Source organism: Plectonema cf. radiosum LEGE 06105 (assembly GCF_015207665.1).
GTDB lineage: Bacteria > Cyanobacteriota > Cyanobacteriia > Cyanobacteriales > Nostocaceae > Rivularia > Rivularia radiosa_A.
Window position 1 is genome coordinate 42,734 of the sequence record NZ_JADEWL010000005.1, and the last position, 23,584, is coordinate 66,317.

Sequence of the window (23,584 nt, forward strand, 5' to 3'; positions counted from 1 at the left end):
GTGGTCAATAATGCAGGAGCTTCTAAGCGGCATCTCGCTTTTACTTTTACTGATTCAGGTACCAGCATTTTTTATTTTGCTGTCGCGTCTACTCAAAGGACCTTTTCGTGAATCTCCGATTCAACCCCAAAGTCCCACTCCGGAACTTTTGGGGACTGTTAGCGTAGTCGTTCCTACTCTTAACGAAGTAGAACGTATTACTCCTTTACTAACTGGTTTAAGCAGACAAAGTTATGAAGTCAGGGAAATCATCGTTGTAGATAGCAATTCTCAAGATGGTACCCGCGACTTGGTAAAAGCAACTATTGAGAAAGACCCCCGCTTTCGCTTGATCACTGACGACGCGCTACCATCAGACTGGGTAGGTCGTCCTTGGGCTTTACACAATGGCTTTTTAGATACTTCTGCGACTAGTGAATGGTTTCTGGGAATGGATGCCGATACTCAACCTCATCCCGGCTTAGTAGCTGGTTTAGTTAAAGCTGCTTGTGCGGGAGATTACGATTTGATTTCCCTGTCTCCCAGATTCATTCTCAAATATCCCGGTGAATCTTTGCTGCAACCGGCGCTGTTAATGACGCTACTTTATAGATTTAACCCTGTTGGTGTAAATACGCAAACATCTGAGCGGCTAATGGCTAACGGGCAATGTTTTCTCTGTCGTCGTGCAGTTTTAGAGAAAGTAAACGGTTATACCAGTGCTAAAAGTTCATTTTGCGATGATGTGACTTTAGCAAGACAAATTGCAGCCTCAGGCTTTAAAGTCGGCTTCTTAGATGGAGCGAAAGTGCTGAAAGTACGGATGTATGAAGGAGCAGCGGAAACCTGGAAAGAATGGGGAAGAAGTCTTGACCTCAAAGATGCATCCTCCCGCGCTCAAATTTGGGGAGATTTATGGTTACTTGCCGCAGTGCAAGGCTTACCTTTAATAATCGTAGCTTTGCTATTATTCCTTTCTCACCCTCTACCCATCTCCCCCTCCCCCCATGCCTTCTTATCTCCTCCTTTGCTTCTCCTATGGTTGAACTTATTTTTAGTAATAATTCGCTTTTTAATGCTGTTTGCGATCGCACCCTCCTACGATTTTAGTCAAACCAAAGGGGGCTGGTTATTTTGGCTTTCACCAATCGCAGACCCCTTAGCAGTGTTACGAATTTTTCTATCAGCCTTCCGTACCCCGCGACAGTGGCGAGGACGGAAGTATGGTTGAGGAAGGAATGGAATAAGGGGAGAGTGGGACAAGGGGATAGGGAGACAAGGGGACAGTGGATTTTCGGGGAATAAATAAGAACTGTCAATTCCTAACTCCTAACTCCTAACCTTTAACTTTTAACCTTCAACCTTTAACCTTTAACCTTTAACCTTCATTCTCCTTCTTCGTTTTCTAATTGATCGGCGCGTTCGAGTTCCCAAAGAATCTGATTACCTTCGCGACGTACCCGCGAAACTATCCAGTTTCTCCAGCGCCACTGGTCTCCACGACTAGTAACAGCGCTAGCGTGGACATTCATTAAGTCCGCGAGTTCAGAACTTGTGATTAAGTAACCTTTTTCGGCTATTTCGTCAGCAATGCGAAGAGTTTCGACTAAACTGCGGAGTTGCGAAACTCTTGTTTCGCGTGGTAATTCTTCGTTTGACAAGGTAGCAGAAGCGCTAGATGATTCCATAGTATTCGTATTGTTTGTTTCCGACTCAAGAGTACTATTATGTATCTTTTTGTTAATGAGTGTGGGCGTGATTTGTGAGTTAAGTGTAGATGATACCTCAACTTCGGCTTTTTCTTTTAAATATACATCACTAATATTTATATCCGGCATTTGCTTAAGTGATGGTATTTTCCCTGAAGCAAAACTACGGGCGATTGTATCGCAACGTTCGTTACCTATATTACCAGCGTGACCGCGAACGTGTTGCCATTTAATTTGTTGATTGTTGAGATGATCGAGAGTTTCCAATAAATCTTGGTTGAGTACGGGTTTGCCGTCGGCTTTTTTCCAACCTTTGCGTTTCCATCCCTTTACCCACTTCGTAACGCAATTAATTAGATACTCGCTGTCAGTATAAAGGGTGATGGGTTTGCTTTGTCCGGAAGATTCCAGAAATTCCAAAGCGGCGATCGCGGCTTGCATTTCCATTCTGTTGTTTGTGGTTTTTGTCGTTCCATCGCCGATTTCGTGGACTGAACCATCATCGAAGTAAACAACAACACCCCAACCACCGGGTCCTGGATTGCCGGTACAAGCGCCATCGGTATATATACTTTGAATTGTAGGCTGAAAAGACATAGTTAATATTTTAACTCATGCAAATACGAAGACATAATTACGACATGATAATTGATGTTGTAGTAAGTATCCGCCGCTGTATAAAGCAAAAAGCCTCAAGTTGCAACGAGTAATAAACGTTATCATGTAATGGTGCGAGTTTGTAACAAGAAAATCATTTTTAATTATTTATTAATAATTAATTAAATTAATTAATTATTCATTTTTTTTTGAATATAAACCGTAAATGATTAGTTGACAGTTGACAGTTCCCTACTCCCTATTCCCTTTTCTCTACTATAATTACTGAAATTTGCTTACTACTTCTTGAATAAATTGTTGCCAAACTTGATTAGGAATCCAAATTTTATCTAAATCCTGTTTCGCTGTTTGATCATCCATACCTTCTATACAGCGACGATAAAGGTATATGAAAGCAGAAACACGTTTATTTGCGACACAATGAACAAAGAGTTTTTGATCGGCCTTTGTTTTGACTATTTGAATAAAATCTTGGAAATTTTCCTCCTTCGGATTTTCCCAAATTACGGGTATATGAACGTACTGCATTCCCAGAGCTTCCACGATGTCTTGTTCCTTAGTTAAAGCGTCAGAGGAATCTTTGAATGCAAGGTTTACAACAACTTGATATCCTGCTTGTTTTATATGTAAAAAATCTTCTATGGATGGCTGTCCTGCTGTAGCAATTTTATCTGAAATTTTCAAGTAATTGTAAATATTTTCTAGACAATTATGAGACATTATTATTTATGATTAACCGATGGGCGATCGTTCTACAATAAAGTTTAAGTTTGCAACACGATTAATATTTTAGGGGAGAGTAATAAAACCTATAATGGCAAATTGGCAGTAATTCATAAATTTCTAACTCGTCATTAAACCGAATAATAATGTTCTACCACGGGAAACGGGTCGTAAAAATGATGTAAAAGTTGTTTCCATTGTTGATATTCTTGGGATTGTCGAAACCCGATAGTATGAGCTTCTAGAGTTTCCCAACGTACAAGCAGGATATAACGATTTGGAACTTCCACACATTTTTGTAATTCGTGGGATATGTAACCAGATATTGAGGAGATAATTTCTGAAGCTTGTCTAAATGCTGCTTCAAATTCTTCACACATCTCTTTTTTTACATTTAAGATTGCAACTTCGAGAATCATTTGTTTGTTAATATATTGTTCAATGTATAAATTTAATGTAACTGAAAAATGACAGAATTAACTTTACTAATTGGCAATAAAAATTATTCATCTTGGTCGCTTCGTTCTTGGCTGGCGATGAAACATAATGGTTTACAATTTAATGAGATTCGCATTCCTCTTGACACCCCTGAATTTTTGCTGCAAATTCGCCAATATTCTCCATCAGGTAAAGTACCCGTTTTATTAGACGGCAATCAAACTGTGTGGGAATCGCTGGCGATTTTGGAATATTTAGCTGAAGAATTCCCCGATTTATATTGGTATCCAGAAGATAAAAATGCAAAAATTGTAGCACGTTCTATTAGCGCGGAAATGCACGGAGGTTTTCAAAAATTACGTAATAATATGCCTATGAATTGCCGTTCTAAACTACCAGGAAAAGGTATGGCGCTGGGCGTACAAACAGATATTGATCGCATTATAAAAATTTGGCAAGAGTGTCGGCAAAACTTTGGCGATGGGGGTGATATGTTGTTTGGTAAATTTACAATTGCTGATGCAATGTATGCACCTGTGGTGATGCGGTTTGTTACCTATGGTGTGCAGGTAGATAATGTTTGTCAAGATTATATGGAAGCAATTACGGCACTTCCGGCAATGCAGGAATGGGTGAAAGCGAGTGAGGTAGAAGAGGAAGTGATTTCTGCTAGTGAGTTCTAAGTGGTAAATTGCAAAGTTAAAAGTAATATCTTTCTTTTTTGTATGGAGAATTTTTCTGAATCTCTTCGTAATTCCACCGATATCCAACACTTAGTAATTAAAAATGCGGGGTGTCGCACCACATCCTTGATAATTACCCGATGAGTATACTTAGGTAGTCGAGGTAAAACAGTAATTCAATTTACTCTTACATATCATTCTTAAGCCGGAGTGCATTGGGTGATTGTACTGATAAATTGAATATATTGTTGAATAAGTTAACTAAAAGGAAACTTGGATTACCAAATGATAGGCTTGATTGATTCTCAGAATGCGGCGACAAATGATACGGCGGTTGTCCAAAGATTGGCAAGAGCGATTATGCTTTCTAATGGAGAGTTTTCGCTGCTGTTAGCGTGCTGCAATTCTGCGGGCAAGCAAGAACAAATTTTGAGTGTTTTAAAAGAGTTTTCAATGGCAGATATTCAGGAAATTGTTTTATCACCCAAGGTAGAAACTCTTTACACAAATGTTGTTTCGGCTTTAGGTTCTGCTCAACCTGATGCTTTGGTAGTCAGGGGTTTGGAGTCTGTAGAAGCGATTAATGAACTGATTATTTCTACTAATTTAATGCGAGATGAATTTGCGAAACAGTTTCAGTTTCCCTTGGTATTGTTCGTTAATGAAGAAATTTTACGCAAGTTGATTTGGTTAGCACCGGATTTGAAAGATTGGGCTGCTAGTACTTTAAGATTTCAGGCTTCTTCTCAAAGAAATTTTCTCAACTGTTGGTAGAGTCGTGTAAACAGTAAATAGATTTTGTGAAAATTGAATAATCACAGAAGTCGGGTTTTTATTAGTGTAAAAGCGGTGTAAGTAATATTTATCATAAAAACCCGACTTCTTACCCCAGTTTATAGATTGTTCCTAGCATTGCGCTTTATACCTTCCACCCTATAAGAAGGATAAAGCGCTTTTATTTATTTAACTGCTATATAAAAACTAGACAAGTCTAGACTTTTATTTCTTGTTTCAACGGGGGCATGGGAGCGGTTAACCCTCAACAAGCTTACACGGTTAAGCCATCCGCGTGATTGTTAAACATCTTGATGTAGCTACGGTTTTTGCATATCAATCAAGAAAGCTTTTCTAAGATTTTAGCAAAAAACGAAGCATAAAATACATCAAAAAAATATAGACAATTGTCCCGAATTGACATTGCTTGTCTACAAAAAAGGTTACTAGTCAAAGCTCTTTTTTTTCCGCCATTCTAATGCTGCTTCTAAGTTGAGGGAGACGTAGCAATACCCCCCGTCTCTACATTAATTTTTCCACGCAATGTGAAAAGCTGAAAGATATGATGTCTCGATGGTATCCCCAAGATATTTGTGTAAGGTATCTCGCAAATCATCGAATAGAAGCTCTCGCTGTTGAGAATCTAATGTTATGTAAGGTGATAAAGTACTTAAAAGCAATAAATAATCATCAATGCTGTAAGCGCGATCGCACTCTATCTGTTCGTAAATCAAATCCTTGAATAATCCGGATTTAATCACATTATTCCCCAATTCTCTGAGAATTTTTTCTTGAGTTGTTCTGTCTTCGTATCTTGAAAGAGAAGGAACTTGTTTTTGATATACTTCATCTAATATTTGGTAAACTTCATAGCTAGGTTGGGGTTCCTTGTTCCACAATAAAATTAAACTACCGTTATCTTCTAACACTTTTTTTACTTTGGGATACCCTACTTCTGATGAAATCCAGTGAAAAGAAGTTGCAGCAAGCACAGCATTAAATTGATCTGTTTGTAATTCCCATTCTTCAAAGGTGATATTGATAATTTCTACATCGGGAAAGTTTTTACAATTGCGTCTTGCTAAATCGCAGGATTCCTGACTTGGTTCAACACACACCATTGAAAAGCCACGTTTAGCAAATTCTATTGTTGCAGTTCCTGGGCCGCACCCTATTTCTAAAATTTTGGCGTTTTCACCAAGTTTTGCTAATTCTATACTACGATTAATCAATTCCCTAGGATAGCGCGGTCTGGTTTTGTTATACGCATCCGCAACCTTACTGTACCAGTTTTTTCTCTGTTCTAAACTATAGTCATTTTTATCATCTTTATAGGTATTTTTGATTTGTTCTGAATCTTTCATGGTTTTATTTATATATAGGGAATAAGGAATAGGGAATTGGTAATTGGTAATAGTTAAGTGTACTGATTTTTTGATTGTCAATTAGGATTCCTGTAAATATAGGAAATGGGAAATCAGGCATTGATTCTTGAAAAATCATGTTTAATTAAATTTAACAAATTGTATTATTTTTTGATTATTAGTTCTTGTTTGCTTCTCTTTTATTCGCTATGCGCTATCCCTAAATATATAAAGTTATTGTAAAAAAGCCGGAACAAACTACTAACTTAACTACGTCTATTTTCCTATACAAGTGCCACTATTAATTATTAATATTGCTTTCCCAACTAAGTTTATAGTATGGGATGAGATATTGTTTGTATTTGATTATTTTACGGCACTCTTAATAAAAACAGAAAATATTATAGGCATTGCAATCTAATTCAAACTAGAAAGCATATTTTAATTATTCGTAAACTCATGAACGATACAGGTAACTTTGCTATGAAAACTTCATCTAAAGGTAATTCTACTACTAATCAAATGCGAGTATTTGTTGTTTTACTACTTACTAGTATTATATCCGTTGCCAGTGAGTCTGCACTATTAAAAACTGCGATTGCGTCTCCTGTTGTTGTTTCCACATCTCAAGATTATCAATTAGATAAGACGGGAAAAAATATCTTTGTTAGTCAACAGCAAAACAACTCCCAAACTACTATTCAGGTACAGACACAAAATATCAGAAGCGGTTTACCTGTTGCGATCGCCAATGCTGTAATTAAAGATGTGTCTAAACGGGAAAATATACCTGAAACTAAGTTAAGAATTGTCGGTTATAACGAGCAAACATGGCGTAATGGATGTTTAGAAGTAATTAGACCAGGTGAAGGTTGTACCCAAGCTTTAATTCCCGGTTATCGAGTCACAGTATCCGATGGTAATCAAAGATGGACTTATCATACCAATAATAACGGACGTAATATACGTTTAGCGTCTGGAGATTCTAATTCACAATTACCCGATTTAGTAAAATCCCAAGTAATTAGAGATGCATCTCAACGTTTACAACAGCCAGCTTCTAACTTTTTCATTATGCAAACTGAGCAGAAAACTTGGAAAGATGGTTGTTTAGAATTGGGGGATGCTAATACAATTTGTTCTCAAGTTTTAGTTCCTGGTTGGCGGGTTGTTGTTGGTACGCAAGGACAAAGTTTGGTTTATCATACCAATAATACGGGTTCGACAATCAAGCTTCATCAAAAAGCTAGTGAAATTACTGATGGTGGTTTACCTGCTCAAGTAAAAGATACTGTATTTAAATCCGCATCACAATTAATTGGTACGAATAGACTCAGCGTTAGCAAAGCCGAACAAGTAACCTTTACCGATAGCTGTTTGAATTTGGGAGGTGCGGCTGAATCTTGTTTAAGAGCAAATCAAAGGGGATGGAAAGTTACTGTTAAAGGTGCAAGGCAAGTTTTGGTTTATCACACTTCCATTGATGGTAATCAAGTCCGTTTGAATCCACAAGAGAGTCAATTACGATTACCTAGAACGGTTGGTAATAATGTATTAAAAGAAGCTGGTAAAATTTCTGGTTTATCTCGAAGAAATTTAAAAATAGTTTCCTTTAAACCAGCAAATTGGGCATATGGTTGTGAAGACTTTGGTTATAATCCTTGTGACAGAGTTGCTGTTTCCGGTTGGGAAGTAACTGTCAGTGGAAATTCCCAAAATTGGGTATTTTTAAGCGATGGAACTGGAAATCAAGTAAAATTAGCCAATCAAAATACTCAACCACAATCGGGATTACCTCAAGTTGTTGCTGATGCTATTATCAGAGATGCTGCTCAATGGTCTGGTTTATCTCAACGGAATCTCCGGATTGTCAACAGCGAGCGTCAAATTTGGAGTAATCCTTGTTTCTTAACTTTTAACCGCATTTGTAATAAAGCTTTTATTCGTACTCCGGGATGGATAGTTACGGTACAAGCAAACAACCAAACTTGGATTTACCACGCTAATGATAACGCTTCGATTATCGCTCTTGACCGTTCCCTTAGTTTAACTCAAAGAGCAGCTACGGTAATTAAGCAAGATGCAGCCAGACGTTCTCAAAGGGTATCATCAGCCGAGCAAATCCGGATAATTGAAGTTGAACAACTCAACGAAAGAAAAGATAATGTACCCTTAATAAAAGCCACCGTATCCGACGGTAGAGAAAGTTGGACTTACCGTTTTAAGCAAGACGGTTCGGAATTTCAACTTGATGCCACTGCAAGTTTACCAAAAAACGTTGAAAATGCCATCTTATCTGACGTGAGAAAACGCATCACCCAAAAAATTGCAGTTTCCCCCAGTAATATTGTAGAAGCCCAACAAATTACTTGGCGTGATGGCTGTTTGGGTATAGTTCGCGATCGCAAAACAAACTATTGTTTTTCCAGACTTGTAGATGGATACCGAGCAACCGTCAAAGTTGGTTCCGAAATATTCGTTTACCATACCGATAATAACTCTAGAGTCATTTTAAACGAAACTGCCAGCAGAATAATTGGCGATCGCACTACAGTTGTACCCGTCAAAATTAACAAGAACCAACTACCATCACCTTTAAGCAGAGGAGTAGTTTTTCGTCAGATTACCAGTGGTGGTTTTACAGGACAAACCTACGAAACCGTTTTATTAGAAGATGGTCGGATAATTCGAGTTGCCATGGGGGATACCAATGATTCTCAGCGTAGCGTCCGTCAAGTTTCCCGTCAACAGGTAAATGATTTTCAAAGATTATTGCAGCGTCAGCGCGATCAATTCAACAATCTGAGTTATCCTATATCTCAAGGTGCCGCAGATTACATTACATACACCCTTAGCAGCCGTAATGGTACTGTTGAATATAACGATACTGCGCGCAATCAACTCCCCGAAGATTTAGTGAATGTTCTAGAAGCTTGGAATCGAATTTTAAATAGTTAATAGTTAGAAATTCTAGGTAGAAATTGGGCATGGGACATGGGTAATTGTATGATCAAACATCATCTTTCTATAGCTTCGTGTCCTCTGTCCTCTATTCGCTGTTTAAATAATATATCTATCTAAAGAATGAAGACGAATAAATGAGAAAGGGAGTATTTACTTATAGTTAGTAAGTAATTAAATGCTATTGATTAAAATACACACAGATAAAAATATTCATCTTACTGATTTGGCTTTAGCATTATTGAATTACTTAAGTAAATAAACATAAATAGAAATAACTCGTTTTTATGGTAAACACTCCTCCATCTCAAGCTTCAGAGACTCAATATCAAGTAGAAAATCCTCAAGCTGAGGTTGAAGCAATTATAGAAACTCCCGATTCAGATGCCGATATTGACTTGGAGTTTCTCTACACAAGAGATATTGAATTTCGCCAAGAAACTATTTATTTTATAGTAATTGACCGTTTTCATGATGGTAATCCTGGGAATAATAAAGGGTTTAATTCAGAGCTTTATGACCCAGAGAAAAAAGAATGGGGTAAGTATTGGGGTGGAGATTTAAAAGGAATTATTGATAAATTAGATTATTTGAGAAATTTGGGAGTTACCGCTATTTGGTTAACTCCTTTATTTGAGCAAGTAGAAGAATTATTTATTGAAAGTGCGGCAATTCATGGTTATTGGACAAAGGATTTTAAACGATTAAATCCTCGATTTATTGCACCTGATGATGAACCTTCTCTAAATAAAACTCAAGATACGAGAAATACTGTTTTTGACCGTTTAATTGAAGAATTGCACAAGCGCAATATGAAGCTGATATTAGATATTGTGTGCAATCATAGCAGTCCCGATACTGGTGGTAGTAAAGGTGAATTGTACGATGATGGCGTAAAAATAGCCGATTTCAACGATGATAAAGATAATTGGTATCATCATTATGGTGAAGTAAACAATTGGGAAGATGAATGGCAAGTTCAAAACTGCGAATTATGCGGTTTAGCCACTTTTAACGAAAATAATATTCAGTATAGAAATTATATTAAATCAGCAATTAAGCAGTGGTTAGATAGAGGAGTTGATGCACTGCGGGTAGATACAGTTAAACATATGCCGATTTGGTTCTGGCAAGAGTTTAACAGTGAAATGTACAATCATAAACCAGATGTATTTATCTTTGGCGAATGGATTTACAGTCGTCCAGATGATGACCTTTCTGTAGAATTTGCCAATAATTCTGGTATGACTATACTGGATTTTGGGTTGTGTATGGCACTGCGTCAAGCGTTAGGGACGAATGATGAAGCGGGATTTTATTTAATAAATGACGTTTTAAAACAGGATTATCGCTACAACGGTGCAACGGAATTGATAACTTTTATCGATAACCACGATATGCATCGCTTTTTGACTCTTAACCCAGATGTCGATAATTTGCGGTTAGCAGTGGATTTTTTAATGACTAGTCGGGGAATACCTTGTTTATTTTACGGTACCGAACAATATCTGCATAACGATACTAATGGTGATAATAACATTTACGGAAATAACGACCCCTATAACCGTCCAATGATGGATACATGGGATACCGAAACCCCGATTTATTGGGACGTGCGGAAACTTTCGGGGTTGCGTCGTTTGAATCCAGCCATATCCATGGGTAGTCAATGGGAGAAATATATTACACCGGATGTTTTCTGTTATGTGCGTCGCTATAACGGCTCGCGCTGCTTTGTAGCTTTGAATAGAGGTGATACTGTTACCTTAGAAGAAGTAGATACTGAGTTACCAGATAGAGAACATACCTGCGTATTAACCGGACGTAAATTTGAAGTTAAAGACGGCAAAATTTATAACTTTGAACTTGGTGCAAAAGAAGCGATCGTTATTAGTCATGTAGGGGAAAGATTAAAAGCCCAAACCATAGTCAGAGCGCAGTTAAATGGAGTACAAACCCAACTTGGTGAAAGAATCGTAGTAATTGGCGATTGTCCGGAATTAGGAAATTGGGATATCGGTAAAGCATATCCTTTAGAATATATTAATCCTAATACTTGGTTTGCTGAAATTCCCTTTAATGAAAGTGCTGGGAAACTTATTAGTTATAAATATGTAATGTTGCGTGAGGGAACTTCTCCTTTACGGGAAAATTTACTGGCTCGTCGCTGGGTAATTGCCAGTGAAGGTACAGTTAAATGGAGAGATACTTGGGCTTCGGGAACGGAGTCTTGAGGGAATAGGGAGTAGGGAATAATAAGTAATCATCCGGACTTGATATTACCTGGCGCTTTATTACCGTAAGGCAGTCGCTCATGGGGGGAGACTCCCCCTTCTACGCGCTGCCTTAGCTACACAGACAAAACCCGCCTTCAGCGGGTTAGTTGATTGCTAGATTTATACCCTGGCAATTTATGGCTATGGGCTGCTTCCTCTAGTGTATATTTTTGAGGTAGAGCCTGTTCCTAATGGGTTTCTAGGCTCGAGCCTGGAAACCAGCCAAGTAGTGATTGGAAATTGCTTATCTATTCCTATCCACTAACACTATTAGACATCCGAGAGGGAAGAAACCCTGGATAACATTCTTTACGACGTTTATTTCGTTGCTCAATCCGTTTTTCTACTATTTCTAAACGGTTCTGCAAACTTCTGAGAACTGCAATTGCTCGCGAGTCTTGAAAACTATTTGTACCAAAATCTGTAAACGCTTTGGGATCGCGTTTCGTACCAACTAAGGAGATAAATTGAACTTGAGTAAGAGCGGGTTTGACTCCAGGTAGGAAACTAGTTAGACTGTTTTCATCAGCGAATTTTCCTTTGGTTGTGGGAATCGGCTGATAAAGCGCTCCGGGCATATTCGGAATAAAACCCATATACTGATATTGAATCCAAGCGATGGCTGAGTGTTGGGGACCTGCGGTGAAAATAATTTGTGTCAAAATTTCTATCAATTGGTCGCGGTTTATGAAACCCTCTGGTAAGGAAACTATGCCAAAACCACCATCGTTAACAGGTTTCCGTAAAGTTTGTAACCAATTTTGTAACTCGAAATCTTCGCGGATATCTCGGTCGGATTTGTAATAAATACTGATATATCTACTTACATAGTCTAATAAGGTATTCCAGACGAGCAAACCATCATCTCTATAAGGAAAATCTCTCAATATAGAAGGATTATCAACACCACGCTGACGTAAATAGGTGGGGAGCGCATAGTCACTAAAATTGTTGAAATATTCAGAGACACCTCGTTCGCTAAGTTGCAGCGAGCTTTCTAAGGTACCCGGTAAAATAATATCCACCGCTCCCCCCGGATTAATTAGCAACTCATCAGCAAGGCTATTAATTGCCATTGTGAACTCAAAATGAGGCTTTAAAAGTACATTCACGGGATGACGAGCAGCTAGTTCACGTACTGTAGCTAATGCGATTGGTTCCATTACCAGATGAGTTTGTCCCAAATGACGGTACAGTTGATTGACATAAAAGTCAGCCATCTGGGTAATTAACTTGGCTAAAGTCCAATCTACCCCATCCAAAGGTGTGCAAAGTAAACTTTCTCCCGGCTTTTGTCCCAATTGGATAGCAATGGGAATTAACTGAAAATTACCGCCAATTCTTTCGGCTAAATATAGCGCAATCGGGGTACCTAGATATTGGTTCTGTTTCGGTTGAACGCTATCGAGTATTGCATAATCGGTGACAAATAAACTACCTTGTTGAATAGCACTATCGAGAGTTTGATTAATGCGTTTTCTGCCATTTGTCTTACTCAGTACGGCTTGAAAAATCTCGTCAGTTATCCCGAATTTGTTGCGAAGATTGTAATCAAGAGTAAGAACATTTTTAAGTTCCATCGGATTGCAACCAGAAAGCCGTTGTCGTGCAAATACATCGTCATTACGGAACCTTTTGGCTATATCAGGTAGTCCTAAAACGCTCAACAATGCAGCGTAGTCATCGAAGCTTTGAAAAGGTTTAGGATTCCCAAGAAATGCTTGTTGATTGGCTGCTATTTTCTCCGATAAGATTGCTCGGTTATTGTTATATCCTTCAGAAAATGCCTCTTGAGAGGGTAAATTCTCCACACGAGGTGAATTCGGTAATCGCAACCCCAATTGATATTCTTCACGAGTTTTCAACAACTGCATTTGGCGTTCTTGTTGAGTAGCAGGTGTATCCTTTTGAGGTAAGCTAGGGATGTTCGGGTTTGGTGGTGGTTCGGGTTTTGGGGGTTCAGTTTCATTTCCCAGCAAAGTTTCCAAACCAGGGGTACAAGCTAAAGCCATTAACGCTAACATAGTACGACGCGATAACACATACTGTTCGACTAATTCTTGTCGTCGTTGTTTTGGAGTTGAGATTGCCATAAATTTTCCCCCGAAATTAGCAGTTTCTTTAAGATAAATGGGTGTAACTGAAAGTGAATTATGCAGTGATAAAAGTTAAAATTATTGATGCATGACTTCAAGGTTTTACCTTATGATTACCAATAATCGATACATTTATTCACAATCAATGTTTTTTTATAAACATTTTTTATATCGGCTTTTCAAAAAATATTAGAGAAAGGAAAAAATCTGTGATAAAAATCATTACCCAACTGCTTACAACAGCCTTCGTTGAAGATTGTCCTACTTCCTTTGCACCTCCACAAGTTGCTAAACCATGACTGCAACCAATAAAAGCAACTAAAAGTCCAAAAATGAAACCTTTGAGCAAAATTATATATAAATCTGATGGTTGTAAAAAATTTCTCACCGATTCTAAAAATATCTCTGGAAGTACCTGATAAAACTGTGCAGCGGCAAAAATTCCACCAATAATTCCTATCACTAAAGAAAAAATAGTTAGTATTGGTAATATTAAACAGCAAGCAATAATCCGAGGAAGAACCAAGTAGTCAATCGGATTAGTTCTCAACATATAAAGCGCATCAACTTGTTCGGTGACTATCATCGCACCGATTTCCGCAGCAAAAGCCGAACCTACTTGTCCAGCAACTATACTAGCAGTTAAAATTGGAGCTAATTCCCGACAGAAAGCCAAAGCAAAAGCACCACCAACAGCATTAACTGCACCAAATCGTACTAATTCCCTTGCAGTTTGAATCGTAAAAATCATCCCTGCAAAAAAGCTTACCAACAGTACGGGAGAAATCGAACCTGGTCCCACTTTCACCATATGCTCTAAAACATTACGATGACAGGTTTTTCCTTGCAATAAACGCAACCACACTTGACCTAATAGCAGTAAAACGAAAATAAAACGCACAACATACATTTCCTGCTTGCTTTTGGTTGCAATTTTACAGCCATTAACAATTAAACTGCCAATAATATTAATCTCAGTTTAACGGAAAGCCTTCCGCAATCGTCAGAAGTCGGGTTTTTAGAAAATTTGTCAGCTGCTGGTGACAGATACTTATTCTAAAAACCCGACTTCTCAACCACAAGCAAGAGGGAACGCGGATTGGTTTATTCGTCCATATCAATTTCAATCAATTTTTGTCGCGAAGTAGCACCAGATTTAATATAAATATAAGATTTCGGTACGCCAAACTTTTTTGACAACACTTTAATTAACTCTTCATTAGCCTTACCATCCACAGGAGGCGATTTTAAATGTATCGTCAGACTACCGTCTTCTTCTTCAACAATTTTCTGTTGTTTACAATTAGGTTTAACTTTAACTCGTTGCTGCATCAGAATTGGTAATTGGTAATTAAATCCGTGTAATCAGTGTAATCCTTTTTAATCCGTGATTAAAAAAGTGCGCTATGTTATATAACGCACTTAATAAAATTATCAACCTTACTCTTTGTTTGCTCACTCAATCACACCTAGCATTGAAAATTGATAATTGTTAACTGATAACTGATTTAAAGCTGTTCTGGATTACCGTTACCAATTACAGAAATCTTATGTCGATAAACTAATTCTCCTCCATACCAACCGGAAACACCGAGAAGTGTAGCCACAACGAGCGAAATTACTAACCCCCAAGGTAATACGGCTGCTACTGGAGAATTCCATCGCAATACTAAGTTAATTAAGGTTAACAATAAAGCTGAAATATTCAAAACCATATGCGCCCAACCAGCGCTACGTATACGTGTTCTTCCTATTCTCAAAAAGTCAAGCATTCCAGTTATAGCTGCTAGAATACCCATCAAAAAACCACCTGCAATTAAATAAAAAGATGCTCTTGCCCAAAATATATCATTGGTGAACCAGAAAACAATATCTGCTAAAAACGCACCAACTAAAAAAGCAATGGGAAATTGCACAAGAATCGGGTGAATTGGATGTCCTACAACAGATACGGTACTTGGTACACCAGCATCTCTAAATTCTCTATCATCTGTTTCTAAAAAGTTGGGAATATTGGGGTAGGGAGATGTTCTTCTGTCTTGAGTTTCCATAATAAAAGCTTAGAGGTTAAAGGTTAAAGGTCAAAGGTTAAAAAAAAGTGGTAGTTTTAAAATGATTACTCTGTAGGAATTTTCTCAACGTAAGCTTCAGCTAATAATACAAGTTTTCCTGTTTCTACTTCTAAACTTTTTACTGTCAAATCCATTCCTTCTAAATCAAAGTTGCTTAAATTCAATAATTCGCTGGTTTGATTTATTAATGCTTCTGCCAATTCAGACGAATTTTCTTGATTTTTATCATACTCAACATTTTCTAAAGTAACAGTTTTTCCTCCAGCAGAAACACGCGGTACTGCGGAAAATGCAACTTGATTTGTTTCACCTGTCTCTTTTAATAAAACAGTAGCGTTTAATTGGATTTTATTATCGCCAGGTAAACGAAAATCTACCTTTTGGGGGAGAATATTAGTCGGTCTTCCGTTAATATTAATTTTTTGACTTTGTAATTGTTGCTGTACGTATTCGGAATTAAAAGCGCGGTTGATATCTTCTTCAAGTAAAACAACTCTCGCACTACCTAAAGTTGGCTTGGTTAATTCAATTTTTCCAAAAGCCGCACTCATAGGATTAATTGCAACATTCTCAATATGCATATCTAATTCCTCCATGCGGAGGTCTTTTTCCATTACCAAACCATCACCATCAATATCAACGGATTCGACCTCTCCCTGAATCGCTTTAAAAGGATTAGTCTTAATATCAACATTTAAATCTTCAACTTCATCCAACTGACTAGACAGCCCTATTTCTGCGACTTTATTCAGGGCTTGTTCCCCTAATCCAGAATTTTCTGGCATTTTTGATAAATTTCCATTTAGTGTTCTTTTAGTAAATCTATTCTTTTTGCCGAAAAAAGTTCTCTCCCTAATGGAATAAGCAAAACTTAATATTTATCTATCTAAGGATTAATCTGATTTGATAACAATTAATGATGTAATAAAAGGTATTTTTTGAATTTATGACTCACAACTGTTTTTTAGCTAATTAACTTCGTGTAAGTCTATTTTTACTATTTATACACCCGCTCCACGAAATCAAGAAAGCACTTTTATCTACCCAGAGTAATGCCCGTGATACCTCAAAAGAAGGATGGAAGCTATAAATACCTGTGGCAATCTGAAGCTAACACTAAATAAAGATTTTTCAGAGAGGAGAAACACTGTGGTAGCTACTTTAGATGATACTAAACGCTCTGCGATCGCGATGAAGTTGGCTGATATGAAAGCGTTACAGCAATTAATTATCGACAATGAACAACGGTTTATTGGACAACTTTCCGATAACGATATTCGCGATCGCTTGCAAAAAATGCTTGATGATGACCAAAAGAATTTAGGAATTATCGAGACTACAATTACTCAGTATGGTATTCAAGCTAAGCCGGAAAATGTTGTCTCACAAATGGTTGAGCAAGTCAGACAATTAATGCAAGGCTCTGAATTGAGTCTATATGAAAAAGTATTTCAGCATGAATTACTCAAGCATCAACAAGTAATGAGCGGTATCACAATCCACAAAGCCGCTGAAAAAGTAGGTGCTGATGTGATGTTAGCAATCGGACCTCTCAACACCGTTAACTTTGAAAACCGCGCTCATCAAGAACAACTTAAAGGTATTTTAGAATACTTGGGTGTCCGCGAACTTACTGGACAAGAAGCCGACCAAGGCATTTGGGGACGAGTTCAAGATGCTGTTGCTGCTTTGAGCGGTGCTGTTGGTAGTGTGATAACTCAAACTTCTGACAAGCAGGATATGAATGTCCAAGACGTTATCCGTGCAGACCACAGCAAGGTAAATACTTTATTCACCGAATTGTTACAAAGCGATAATCCTCAGAAGATTCAAGAATACTTCGGTCAAATTTACAAAGATTTAACCGCTCACGCAGAAGCTGAAGAGGAAGTTGTATATCCAAAAGTACGTCCTTTCTACGGTGAAGGAGATACTCAAGAGCTATATGACGAACAAGCTGAAATGAAAGTCAAGTTAGACGAAATCAAGTCTACTAGTCCTTCTTCACCTCAATTCAAAGACAAAATCAAGCAGTTAATGGATGTAGTAGGTGACCATATTCGTCAAGAAGAAAGTACCATGTTTGCTGCAATTCGCAATAACCTCAATAGCCAACAAAGTGAACAATTGGCTACTGAGTTTAAAGCTGCTAAGACTCGGATTCAAAAGAAAATGGGTGTAGTTAGTCAGTAGATATGAGTTAATAGAGGTTTTGAATAAATTAGAATCTCTATGAGTAAACCCCTTTCTATTAATTTAGGAGGGGTTAATAATGTTTTATTGGAAAATAAATGAAGGTAACAGATTTTTACAGTCGTTCATTTTTGTTTTGCAAAGAGTAAAAAATGATTTTGGGGTGTCCTAGTTAGCGGTAGTGACATACTCCGGATTCAAAAATATTATTAACCTCATCAATATTTTTCAACGGTGTAAACAATGGCTAAATTTACTATTTATCAACTTTTACTAATTGCAAACAAGATTACGAATGATGCTTTAAAGCAATTACACCATAATGATGATGAGATATTAAATAATTTTTCATCCGTTCATAAAATGCTTGAGTATATTACAAATAACGAAGAAAATGCAAGAGTTGATTTTCCAAGCTTAGAACAGGAAATTGAATATAAAAATACTCTTAGTGAAGTTTTAAAGGAAGAAATTGATTTTAATTATATTAAGCCTTTTTAAAAGTAATAGAAAAATTTGCTTATCAGCTTCTTTTATATACAGTATAAGAGGATGTTTTGAAAGTCTAATTTATACTTTACCTGGCGACTATAAGTCGCAGCTACACAAACCGGCACCCGCCTCTGCGGGTTCTAAATTACTAGTCCACGCAGGTGGACTTCGTTTGTGTAGCTGCGGTTTCAACCGCCGGATACTTTTAAAACATCCTCTAAGGTTGCAAAACATTATTTCAGTGAAGTAGCTTCTTAATTCAAGAATTGATATCTATTTTTTGAAAAAATCTACTGATATAATACCTGATTATTTCTCTCGATTTATCATTTATTAATATTTCCTTGATTTTATCATCTAACAATATATTGTCTCTAATGTAGTTCAAAGCATCTAATTCGCGCTTGCTATTCTTATTAATAATTCGATGTAAAGACTCTGTTGGCATCTCGCAATCAAATTTAATACTGCAAATTAGCCAAGCTTTTAAGATTACATATATATTCTTATATATTTGATTTTCATCTTTTGTAATAAAATCATTTTCTTTTTTCCTAAAAGAATAATCACCTGCTTTTCGTGCGATTGATTTTAATAAATCATCATTTAGGTTATTTATAATGTCTTGACGAGCTTCATATCTTTTTCTAAAACTTTCTAGATAAATTTCTTCAAATTCTTTTCTATCTTTCATTAATTCATGACGCAATTTTTCAGACATTTCATTGAAGTCAACATGATTTAGCTGTTCTTTATCTGTCCAAATAGCTAAAAATTCTAATTCTTGTTTTTCTTTAATTATTTCAGGTGCTTTTCTTTCATATTCTTCCTTGATTTTTTTAATTTCGGATTCACATTTTTCACGATTTTCTTCTATCTTTGCTTTGGATTCACATTCGATTGATTCCTCGATCGACTCTTTTACAAAAAGCCATGAAGGTAAGGGTGAAAATAGTCCAATTACTATTGGTAATAAAAAGGGAGGAATTTTAATATTAAAATCTTGTAGGTAAGCTACCAAAGGTTCTTTACCAATAAAACTTAAAAACAGAATAAACGTATTGAACAGCATCAATAGATAAAATTTAATTACTACGCTACGCTTAGTTCTATAAGGTTTTTTTTGTGTACTCATTTAAGCTTTTCCAATTGAAACATTTAAATATACTTTTGGTTCTGAAATGTTCCTTAATAAGGTGTTCAGGTTTAAGTCACAGTACTACGTCTCTACAAACTAATTTGTAAGTGATTAAGAAGTCATAACAACCTCTCCTCTAGCGGAAGAGAGGTTTTGAAAGGGGTTTCTAAGATTTCATTCTTACTAATCTCTCCAATACTTCCGACTTATCCTCTTTTATCCGCTTCAGCATAAAAGCAGCAGTATTTTTATTAACCCCAACTTCTTTAGCAAGCTGACGCACGCTGATACCTTCCGAAGAACTCATCAGTAGACGAATTGCTAAAAACCATTTATCCAAACTCACATGAGTTTTGTGGAACAGTGTACCAACTGTGACGCTAAATGAAGTGTAGCATGAATTACAATGGTATCTTTTCTCGTTTCTGTATGCTGTTGCGTTGTTTGATTCGCAGTAAGGACACTTTGGCTTTCCATTCCAGCGGATTTGCTCAAGAATTGTTAGATATTTATCGTTATTTAATGTCATCATTATGCTCAGAACTCTGGTCATAATGATGTCAACAAAGACTCTTAATCTTTTGTATTTATACGTAGATATAGCAAAAAAGCGCTGAAGTTATTCATCTGAGCGCTTTGTAGGAATATGAGTTAAAATGTCTAAAATTTTACGTATTTTAAACCCGTGCAGACGGGTGCCGGTTTGTTTAGCTGCGGTTTCAACCGCCGGATAAATAAAACAAACTCGATTTATCTCCCCCTAACAATTTCATCTAAAAATCCCATAAACTATATTTTTAATACTTTAAAAAATCAAAATAAATCTTTCAGTTTGTTGGTGCGTGACGCTACAAGTCTTATCGCTACGTTCAAATTTATTCTAAACTACAGCACCCTACAAGAAAAATATGCCGGCGTTGCTAAGTCTTATCTTTAAAAAGAACTTTTGATATTTTTTAAATGCTCTAAATTTTGATTTTGCTGTTCAATTTGCAAAGAAATAGAATCGCATACTAATTCACATAATTCAAAAATAAACGGATTACTAATTTCATAAAAAACGTTTATCCCTTGTTGAGTACGAGTAACTATACTTGCTTGTGTCAAAACTTTGAGATGCTTAGATACATTAGCCTGCCCTAAAGCTGTATCCTCAATAATTTGAGATACATTTTTAGATCCTGATTTTAAGGTGCAAAGAATTTGCAGTCTACTGGGTTCTGATAAAACTTTAAAGAATTCAGCCATTAAAGTAATTGCTGCGGGAGACAACTTTTTTACCCCATACTCTTCAAGCTGCGTCAGTTCTTTTTGTGATTCATCATTTTTGTTTAAAATATTTTTAGGCATAACAATTTTATCGAAATTTTTAACTTTTAACCTATTTACTATATTACCATACAGTAGTACTATTTCTCGATTATGTCGGATGGCATACTTGCCAAAAGCGTATAACTAATTGGTAATATGATTATAACAGCAGATTGATTTTCAATTTAGGTTTTGATTATGCTATTTCGTCAACTGTTTGATAAAGAATCAAGTACATATACTTATCTAATTGCCGATACAACTACCCAAGAAGCGGTTTTAGTAGATCCAGTATTAGAGCAACTAAGTCGTGACTTAGCACTACTTAAAGACTTGGGGTTAAATCTGCGTTATAGTTTGGAGACTCATATCCATGCTGACCATATTACTGCTACAAGTAAACTTCGAGAAGACACTGGTTGTTGGGGAATTGTGCCGGAAAACGCTGATGCAGAATGTGCGGATAAGTACATCAAAAATGGAGAAATATTGCTTTTAGGAGAAATACAGATAACAGCGATCGCAACACCAGGTCATACAGATAGTCACATGGCTTATCTGGTTAATGGTACTCATTTGTTGACGGGGGATGCTTTATTGATTCGTGGCTGTGGACGAACAGACTTTCAAAGTGGAGATTCTGGGATTTTATACGATTCTGTTACCGGGAGACTGTTTAGTTTACCCCCGGAAACTTTAGTGTATCCAGCCCATGATTATCGAGGACACACGGTATCAACAATTGGAGAAGAAAGAAGACTCAATCCGCGATTTACTGGTAAGAACCGGGATGAATTTATTGAATTTATGAATAATTTAAAGCTTCCCATGCCACAAAAAATTATGGAAGCTCTCCCCGCAAACGAACGCTGCGGTAACTTAGACACAACTGTATAGAAGATAATTAAAGGAATTAAGAAATGACAGGAATTAATCAGGAAAAAGTTGACGGTGAACTACAAGTTATTGATGCTAACACCCTTAAAGAATGGTTAGAGGAAGGGACAATTATTTTAATTGATGTCAGAGAAGCTGGTGAATATGCGGGAGAAAGAATTCCGGGTGCAACAAGACTATCACTTTCTAGTTTTGAACCAGAAAAAATACGATTAGAACAAGGGAAAAAATTAATTTTACATTGTCAAAGCGGTAGACGTTCAGCACAAGCAGCACAAAAATTATTTGCAGCAGGTTTTGAGCGAGTCACTCATCTTGAAGGTGGATTAAATGCTTGGAAACAAGCAGGATATCCGGTTGAAACTAGTAAAAATGCACCGATTAGTATCATGCGTCAGGTACAAATAGTTGCCGGTTCTTTGGTGGTAATAGGTACTTTACTTGGTGCGTTTATATCACCTTGGTTTTTAATTTTGAGTGGATTTGTTGGCTCAGGATTAGTATTTGCTGGCATTACTAATACTTGTGCTTTGGGTATGTTATTAGCACAGATGCCATGGAATAAAAAATAGTTTTTATCGAATACATAAGAAGTTAGTAATCGGCGTTTTATTATCGCTATTAAATGCCGCAAAGTCTACCGTAAGGTGGACTTATTTAAACCCGTGGAGACTGTGTAGCTGCGGTTTTAACCGCCAGTCTGATTCCAGCAAACACAATAAATTAAAAATATGATTAAACTGATACTTGGTACAATTTTGGCGATTTGTATTGGTATTACTTTAGGATTAATTGGTGGAGGTGGTTCTATTTTAGCTTTACCAATTCTTAAGTACGTCATGGGAGTAGAAACAAAATCAGCGGTAGCAATGACATTAGTTATTGTTGGTGTAGTTAGTCTTATTGGTGTTATTCCTCATTGGCTAAAAGGTAATGTCAATTTCAAAACCGCTTTGCTTTTTTCTCCTGCTGCAATGTTAGGAGCATATTTGGGTGCTAGAATTGCTTCACTACCCATCATTAATTCTACAATTCAGCTAATTTTTTTTGCTGTAATGATGTTAGTAGCTGCTTTTTTTATGATTCGTAAAAGTAGCCGGATATCTGAAGTTAAACAACACCATGATGCAGACGAAAAACATCACGATAAGTATCGCTTTTTTCTGATACCAACGGAAGGGCTGATAGTGGGAATAGTTACTGGTTTTGTTGGTGTTGGTGGTGGATTTATGATTATTCCGGCATTAGTTTTATTGGGTAAAACACCAATGAAAGAAGCTGTAGGTACATCATTATTAATTATTACCTTTAAATCTTTGGCTGGATTTGCGGGTTATTTTGGTCAAGTACCAATGGATGTCAATATCATGATAATTTTTACCATAGCTGCTAGCTTAGGTACTATCTTTGGTGCTTATTTAACCGAGTTTATCAAGCCTAAGTTATTAGAAAAAAGTTTTGGTTATTTTGTAATCGCTGTTGCGGTATATATCTTAATACAAAGGTGAAGTATTCTAATTTGTTTGGCGAACTTATTTTTGACATCTTTAAACTACCTGACAAAGCGTCTCGTAAACTCAATCTCAAAACAGGACGAATTTCATTAATCAAGAGGAATTCCTGTGATTTTTAGATCAAAATAATCAAAATACATATCCATAAAATGGAATATATTTCAATGCAGCATTATCTAGAAGATTTGTCAATCCTAGTAGTTTAATGGCAACTTGGTGTATTTCTTTTACTACTCTTTTTTACAAATCTTTACTAAGAGAGTTGTTTATCTCCTTGTAATATAAAGCTTGTAATACGTTTTTTTGCTTATTTGCTAGATATTATCAAGCTATTAACCTGATTTTT

22 protein-coding genes are annotated in these 23,584 nt (G+C 36.7%); 10 read left to right on the forward strand and 12 right to left on the reverse strand.

Annotation, left to right across the window (positions count from 1 at the left end; translation table 11 throughout):
• Nucleotides 1–10: 10 nt before the first annotated feature.
• The gene (cruG, locus tag IQ247_RS02490; protein ID WP_193916698.1) at nucleotides 11–1,210 is read left to right on the forward strand and encodes a 2'-O-glycosyltransferase CruG; all 1,200 of its coding nucleotides are present in this window, start codon (nucleotides 11–13) and stop codon (nucleotides 1,208–1,210) included.
• A 154-nt stretch (nucleotides 1,211–1,364) separates the two neighbouring features.
• Here cruG and rnhA read toward each other — a convergent pair whose 3' ends face one another.
• From rnhA to IQ247_RS02505, 3 genes are all read right to left on the reverse strand, one after another.
• Nucleotides 1,365–2,285, reverse strand: a complete 921-nt coding sequence (gene rnhA, locus IQ247_RS02495; protein WP_193916700.1) for a ribonuclease HI — start codon at nucleotides 2,283–2,285, stop codon at nucleotides 1,365–1,367.
• 282 nt (nucleotides 2,286–2,567) lie between these two features.
• Complete coding sequence (locus IQ247_RS02500) at nucleotides 2,568–3,026, reverse strand: protein tyrosine phosphatase family protein (protein WP_193916701.1); 459 nt, start codon at nucleotides 3,024–3,026, stop codon at nucleotides 2,568–2,570.
• A gap of 134 nt (nucleotides 3,027–3,160) precedes the next feature.
• On the reverse strand, nucleotides 3,161–3,448 hold the full coding sequence (locus tag IQ247_RS02505) for an antibiotic biosynthesis monooxygenase family protein (protein WP_193916703.1): 288 nt from the start codon (nucleotides 3,446–3,448) through the stop codon (nucleotides 3,161–3,163).
• Nucleotides 3,449–3,496: 48 nt separating this feature from the next.
• Here IQ247_RS02505 and IQ247_RS02510 point away from each other — a divergent pair, with 48 nt between their 5' ends.
• Together IQ247_RS02510 and IQ247_RS02515 are read left to right on the forward strand one after the other, a co-directional pair.
• Nucleotides 3,497–4,150, forward strand: coding sequence for a glutathione S-transferase family protein (locus IQ247_RS02510; RefSeq protein WP_193916706.1), 654 nt, complete (start codon nucleotides 3,497–3,499; stop codon nucleotides 4,148–4,150).
• 285 nt (nucleotides 4,151–4,435) lie between these two features.
• Nucleotides 4,436–4,924 (forward strand): hypothetical protein, encoded by a 489-nt coding sequence (locus IQ247_RS02515; RefSeq protein WP_193916708.1) that lies wholly within the window; start codon nucleotides 4,436–4,438, stop codon nucleotides 4,922–4,924.
• 527 nt (nucleotides 4,925–5,451) lie between these two features.
• On the opposite strand, the gene IQ247_RS02520 is transcribed toward IQ247_RS02515, so the two are convergent.
• Nucleotides 5,452–6,288 (reverse strand): class I SAM-dependent methyltransferase, encoded by an 837-nt coding sequence (locus IQ247_RS02520; RefSeq protein ID WP_193916710.1) that lies wholly within the window; start codon nucleotides 6,286–6,288, stop codon nucleotides 5,452–5,454.
• Between the two features lie 483 nt (nucleotides 6,289–6,771).
• Between IQ247_RS02520 and IQ247_RS02525 the strand changes: the two genes are divergently transcribed.
• Together IQ247_RS02525 and IQ247_RS02530 are read left to right on the forward strand one after the other, a co-directional pair.
• Nucleotides 6,772–9,246, forward strand: a complete 2,475-nt coding sequence (locus IQ247_RS02525; protein ID WP_193916712.1) for a DUF8738 domain-containing protein — start codon at nucleotides 6,772–6,774, stop codon at nucleotides 9,244–9,246.
• A gap of 290 nt (nucleotides 9,247–9,536) precedes the next feature.
• Nucleotides 9,537–11,483 (forward strand): alpha-amylase family glycosyl hydrolase, encoded by a 1,947-nt coding sequence (locus tag IQ247_RS02530; protein ID WP_193916714.1) that lies wholly within the window; start codon nucleotides 9,537–9,539, stop codon nucleotides 11,481–11,483.
• Between the two features lie 296 nt (nucleotides 11,484–11,779).
• Here the strand turns inward: IQ247_RS02530 and IQ247_RS02535 are convergent, their stop codons facing one another.
• The 5 genes from IQ247_RS02535 to IQ247_RS02555 all read right to left on the reverse strand — a co-directional run bounded on the left by IQ247_RS02535 (nucleotide 11,780) and on the right by IQ247_RS02555 (nucleotide 16,478).
• A complete protein-coding gene (locus tag IQ247_RS02535; RefSeq protein ID WP_193916715.1) occupies nucleotides 11,780–13,618 on the reverse strand; it encodes a lipoxygenase family protein in 1,839 nt (612 codons plus the stop codon).
• A gap of 169 nt (nucleotides 13,619–13,787) precedes the next feature.
• Nucleotides 13,788–14,531, reverse strand: coding sequence for an MlaE family lipid ABC transporter permease subunit (locus tag IQ247_RS02540; RefSeq protein ID WP_193916717.1), 744 nt, complete (start codon nucleotides 14,529–14,531; stop codon nucleotides 13,788–13,790).
• A gap of 194 nt (nucleotides 14,532–14,725) precedes the next feature.
• Complete coding sequence (locus IQ247_RS02545) at nucleotides 14,726–14,953, reverse strand: DUF167 domain-containing protein (protein ID WP_193916719.1); 228 nt, start codon at nucleotides 14,951–14,953, stop codon at nucleotides 14,726–14,728.
• Between the two features lie 176 nt (nucleotides 14,954–15,129).
• Nucleotides 15,130–15,672 (reverse strand): DUF2231 domain-containing protein, encoded by a 543-nt coding sequence (locus IQ247_RS02550; protein WP_193916721.1) that lies wholly within the window; start codon nucleotides 15,670–15,672, stop codon nucleotides 15,130–15,132.
• Nucleotides 15,673–15,737: 65 nt separating this feature from the next.
• The gene (locus tag IQ247_RS02555; RefSeq protein WP_193916723.1) at nucleotides 15,738–16,478 is read right to left on the reverse strand and encodes an LmeA family phospholipid-binding protein; all 741 of its coding nucleotides are present in this window, start codon (nucleotides 16,476–16,478) and stop codon (nucleotides 15,738–15,740) included.
• A 364-nt stretch (nucleotides 16,479–16,842) separates the two neighbouring features.
• Here IQ247_RS02555 and IQ247_RS02560 point away from each other — a divergent pair, with 364 nt between their 5' ends.
• Together IQ247_RS02560 and IQ247_RS02565 are read left to right on the forward strand one after the other, a co-directional pair.
• Nucleotides 16,843–17,886: a hemerythrin domain-containing protein gene (locus IQ247_RS02560; protein WP_193916725.1), complete on the forward strand. Its 1,044-nt coding sequence runs from the start codon at nucleotides 16,843–16,845 to the stop codon at nucleotides 17,884–17,886.
• Nucleotides 17,887–18,129: 243 nt separating this feature from the next.
• Entirely contained in the window at nucleotides 18,130–18,387 is a 258-nt protein-coding gene (locus tag IQ247_RS02565; protein ID WP_193916727.1) for a hypothetical protein, read from the forward strand.
• A gap of 250 nt (nucleotides 18,388–18,637) precedes the next feature.
• On the opposite strand, the gene IQ247_RS02570 is transcribed toward IQ247_RS02565, so the two are convergent.
• The 3 genes from IQ247_RS02570 to IQ247_RS02580 form a co-directional block, all read right to left on the reverse strand.
• A complete protein-coding gene (locus IQ247_RS02570; protein ID WP_193916729.1) occupies nucleotides 18,638–19,513 on the reverse strand; it encodes a hypothetical protein in 876 nt (291 codons plus the stop codon).
• A 169-nt stretch (nucleotides 19,514–19,682) separates the two neighbouring features.
• Nucleotides 19,683–20,048 (reverse strand): transposase, encoded by a 366-nt coding sequence (locus tag IQ247_RS02575; protein WP_193916731.1) that lies wholly within the window; start codon nucleotides 20,046–20,048, stop codon nucleotides 19,683–19,685.
• Between the two features lie 401 nt (nucleotides 20,049–20,449).
• Nucleotides 20,450–20,866, reverse strand: coding sequence for an ArsR/SmtB family transcription factor (locus tag IQ247_RS02580; protein ID WP_193916733.1), 417 nt, complete (start codon nucleotides 20,864–20,866; stop codon nucleotides 20,450–20,452).
• Nucleotides 20,867–21,025: 159 nt separating this feature from the next.
• On the opposite strand from IQ247_RS02580, the gene IQ247_RS02585 reads away from it, so the two are divergent.
• The 3 genes from IQ247_RS02585 to IQ247_RS02595 all read left to right on the forward strand — a co-directional run bounded on the left by IQ247_RS02585 (nucleotide 21,026) and on the right by IQ247_RS02595 (nucleotide 23,232).
• Entirely contained in the window at nucleotides 21,026–21,724 is a 699-nt protein-coding gene (locus tag IQ247_RS02585) for an MBL fold metallo-hydrolase (RefSeq protein ID WP_193916735.1), read from the forward strand.
• Nucleotides 21,725–21,747: 23 nt separating this feature from the next.
• Nucleotides 21,748–22,296 (forward strand): rhodanese-like domain-containing protein, encoded by a 549-nt coding sequence (locus tag IQ247_RS02590; protein WP_193916737.1) that lies wholly within the window; start codon nucleotides 21,748–21,750, stop codon nucleotides 22,294–22,296.
• Nucleotides 22,297–22,455: 159 nt separating this feature from the next.
• Nucleotides 22,456–23,232 (forward strand): sulfite exporter TauE/SafE family protein, encoded by a 777-nt coding sequence (locus tag IQ247_RS02595; protein ID WP_193916739.1) that lies wholly within the window; start codon nucleotides 22,456–22,458, stop codon nucleotides 23,230–23,232.
• Nucleotides 23,233–23,584 lie beyond the last annotated feature (352 nt).

What these genes read in the sequence shown, in the direction of transcription:
- IQ247_RS02555 (WP_193916723.1), bottom strand. Translation starts at nt 16,478, where the DNA reads ATGCCAGAAAATTCTGGATTAGGGGAACAAGCCCTGAATAAAGTCGCA.
- IQ247_RS02570 (WP_193916729.1), bottom strand. Translation starts at nt 19,513, where the DNA reads ATGAGTACACAAAAAAAACCTTATAGAACTAAGCGTAGCGTAGTAATT.
- IQ247_RS02510 (WP_193916706.1), top strand. Translation starts at nt 3,497, where the DNA reads ATGACAGAATTAACTTTACTAATTGGCAATAAAAATTATTCATCTTGG.
- IQ247_RS02515 (WP_193916708.1), top strand. Translation starts at nt 4,436, where the DNA reads ATGATAGGCTTGATTGATTCTCAGAATGCGGCGACAAATGATACGGCG.
- IQ247_RS02565 (WP_193916727.1), top strand. Translation starts at nt 18,130, where the DNA reads ATGGCTAAATTTACTATTTATCAACTTTTACTAATTGCAAACAAGATT.
- IQ247_RS02530 (WP_193916714.1), top strand. Translation starts at nt 9,537, where the DNA reads ATGGTAAACACTCCTCCATCTCAAGCTTCAGAGACTCAATATCAAGTA.
- IQ247_RS02525 (WP_193916712.1), top strand. Translation starts at nt 6,772, where the DNA reads ATGAAAACTTCATCTAAAGGTAATTCTACTACTAATCAAATGCGAGTA.
- IQ247_RS02590 (WP_193916737.1), top strand. Translation starts at nt 21,748, where the DNA reads ATGACAGGAATTAATCAGGAAAAAGTTGACGGTGAACTACAAGTTATT.
- IQ247_RS02550 (WP_193916721.1), bottom strand. Translation starts at nt 15,672, where the DNA reads ATGGAAACTCAAGACAGAAGAACATCTCCCTACCCCAATATTCCCAAC.
- IQ247_RS02540 (WP_193916717.1), bottom strand. Translation starts at nt 14,531, where the DNA reads ATGTATGTTGTGCGTTTTATTTTCGTTTTACTGCTATTAGGTCAAGTG.
- IQ247_RS02585 (WP_193916735.1), top strand. Translation starts at nt 21,026, where the DNA reads ATGCTATTTCGTCAACTGTTTGATAAAGAATCAAGTACATATACTTAT.
- IQ247_RS02520 (WP_193916710.1), bottom strand. Translation starts at nt 6,288, where the DNA reads ATGAAAGATTCAGAACAAATCAAAAATACCTATAAAGATGATAAAAAT.
- IQ247_RS02505 (WP_193916703.1), bottom strand. Translation starts at nt 3,448, where the DNA reads ATGATTCTCGAAGTTGCAATCTTAAATGTAAAAAAAGAGATGTGTGAA.
- cruG (WP_193916698.1), top strand. Translation starts at nt 11, where the DNA reads ATGCAGGAGCTTCTAAGCGGCATCTCGCTTTTACTTTTACTGATTCAG.
- IQ247_RS02500 (WP_193916701.1), bottom strand. Translation starts at nt 3,026, where the DNA reads ATGTCTCATAATTGTCTAGAAAATATTTACAATTACTTGAAAATTTCA.
- IQ247_RS02595 (WP_193916739.1), top strand. Translation starts at nt 22,456, where the DNA reads ATGATTAAACTGATACTTGGTACAATTTTGGCGATTTGTATTGGTATT.
- rnhA (WP_193916700.1), bottom strand. Translation starts at nt 2,285, where the DNA reads ATGTCTTTTCAGCCTACAATTCAAAGTATATATACCGATGGCGCTTGT.
- IQ247_RS02580 (WP_193916733.1), bottom strand. Translation starts at nt 20,866, where the DNA reads ATGCCTAAAAATATTTTAAACAAAAATGATGAATCACAAAAAGAACTG.
- IQ247_RS02575 (WP_193916731.1), bottom strand. Translation starts at nt 20,048, where the DNA reads ATGATGACATTAAATAACGATAAATATCTAACAATTCTTGAGCAAATC.
- IQ247_RS02535 (WP_193916715.1), bottom strand. Translation starts at nt 13,618, where the DNA reads ATGGCAATCTCAACTCCAAAACAACGACGACAAGAATTAGTCGAACAG.
- IQ247_RS02545 (WP_193916719.1), bottom strand. Translation starts at nt 14,953, where the DNA reads ATGCAGCAACGAGTTAAAGTTAAACCTAATTGTAAACAACAGAAAATT.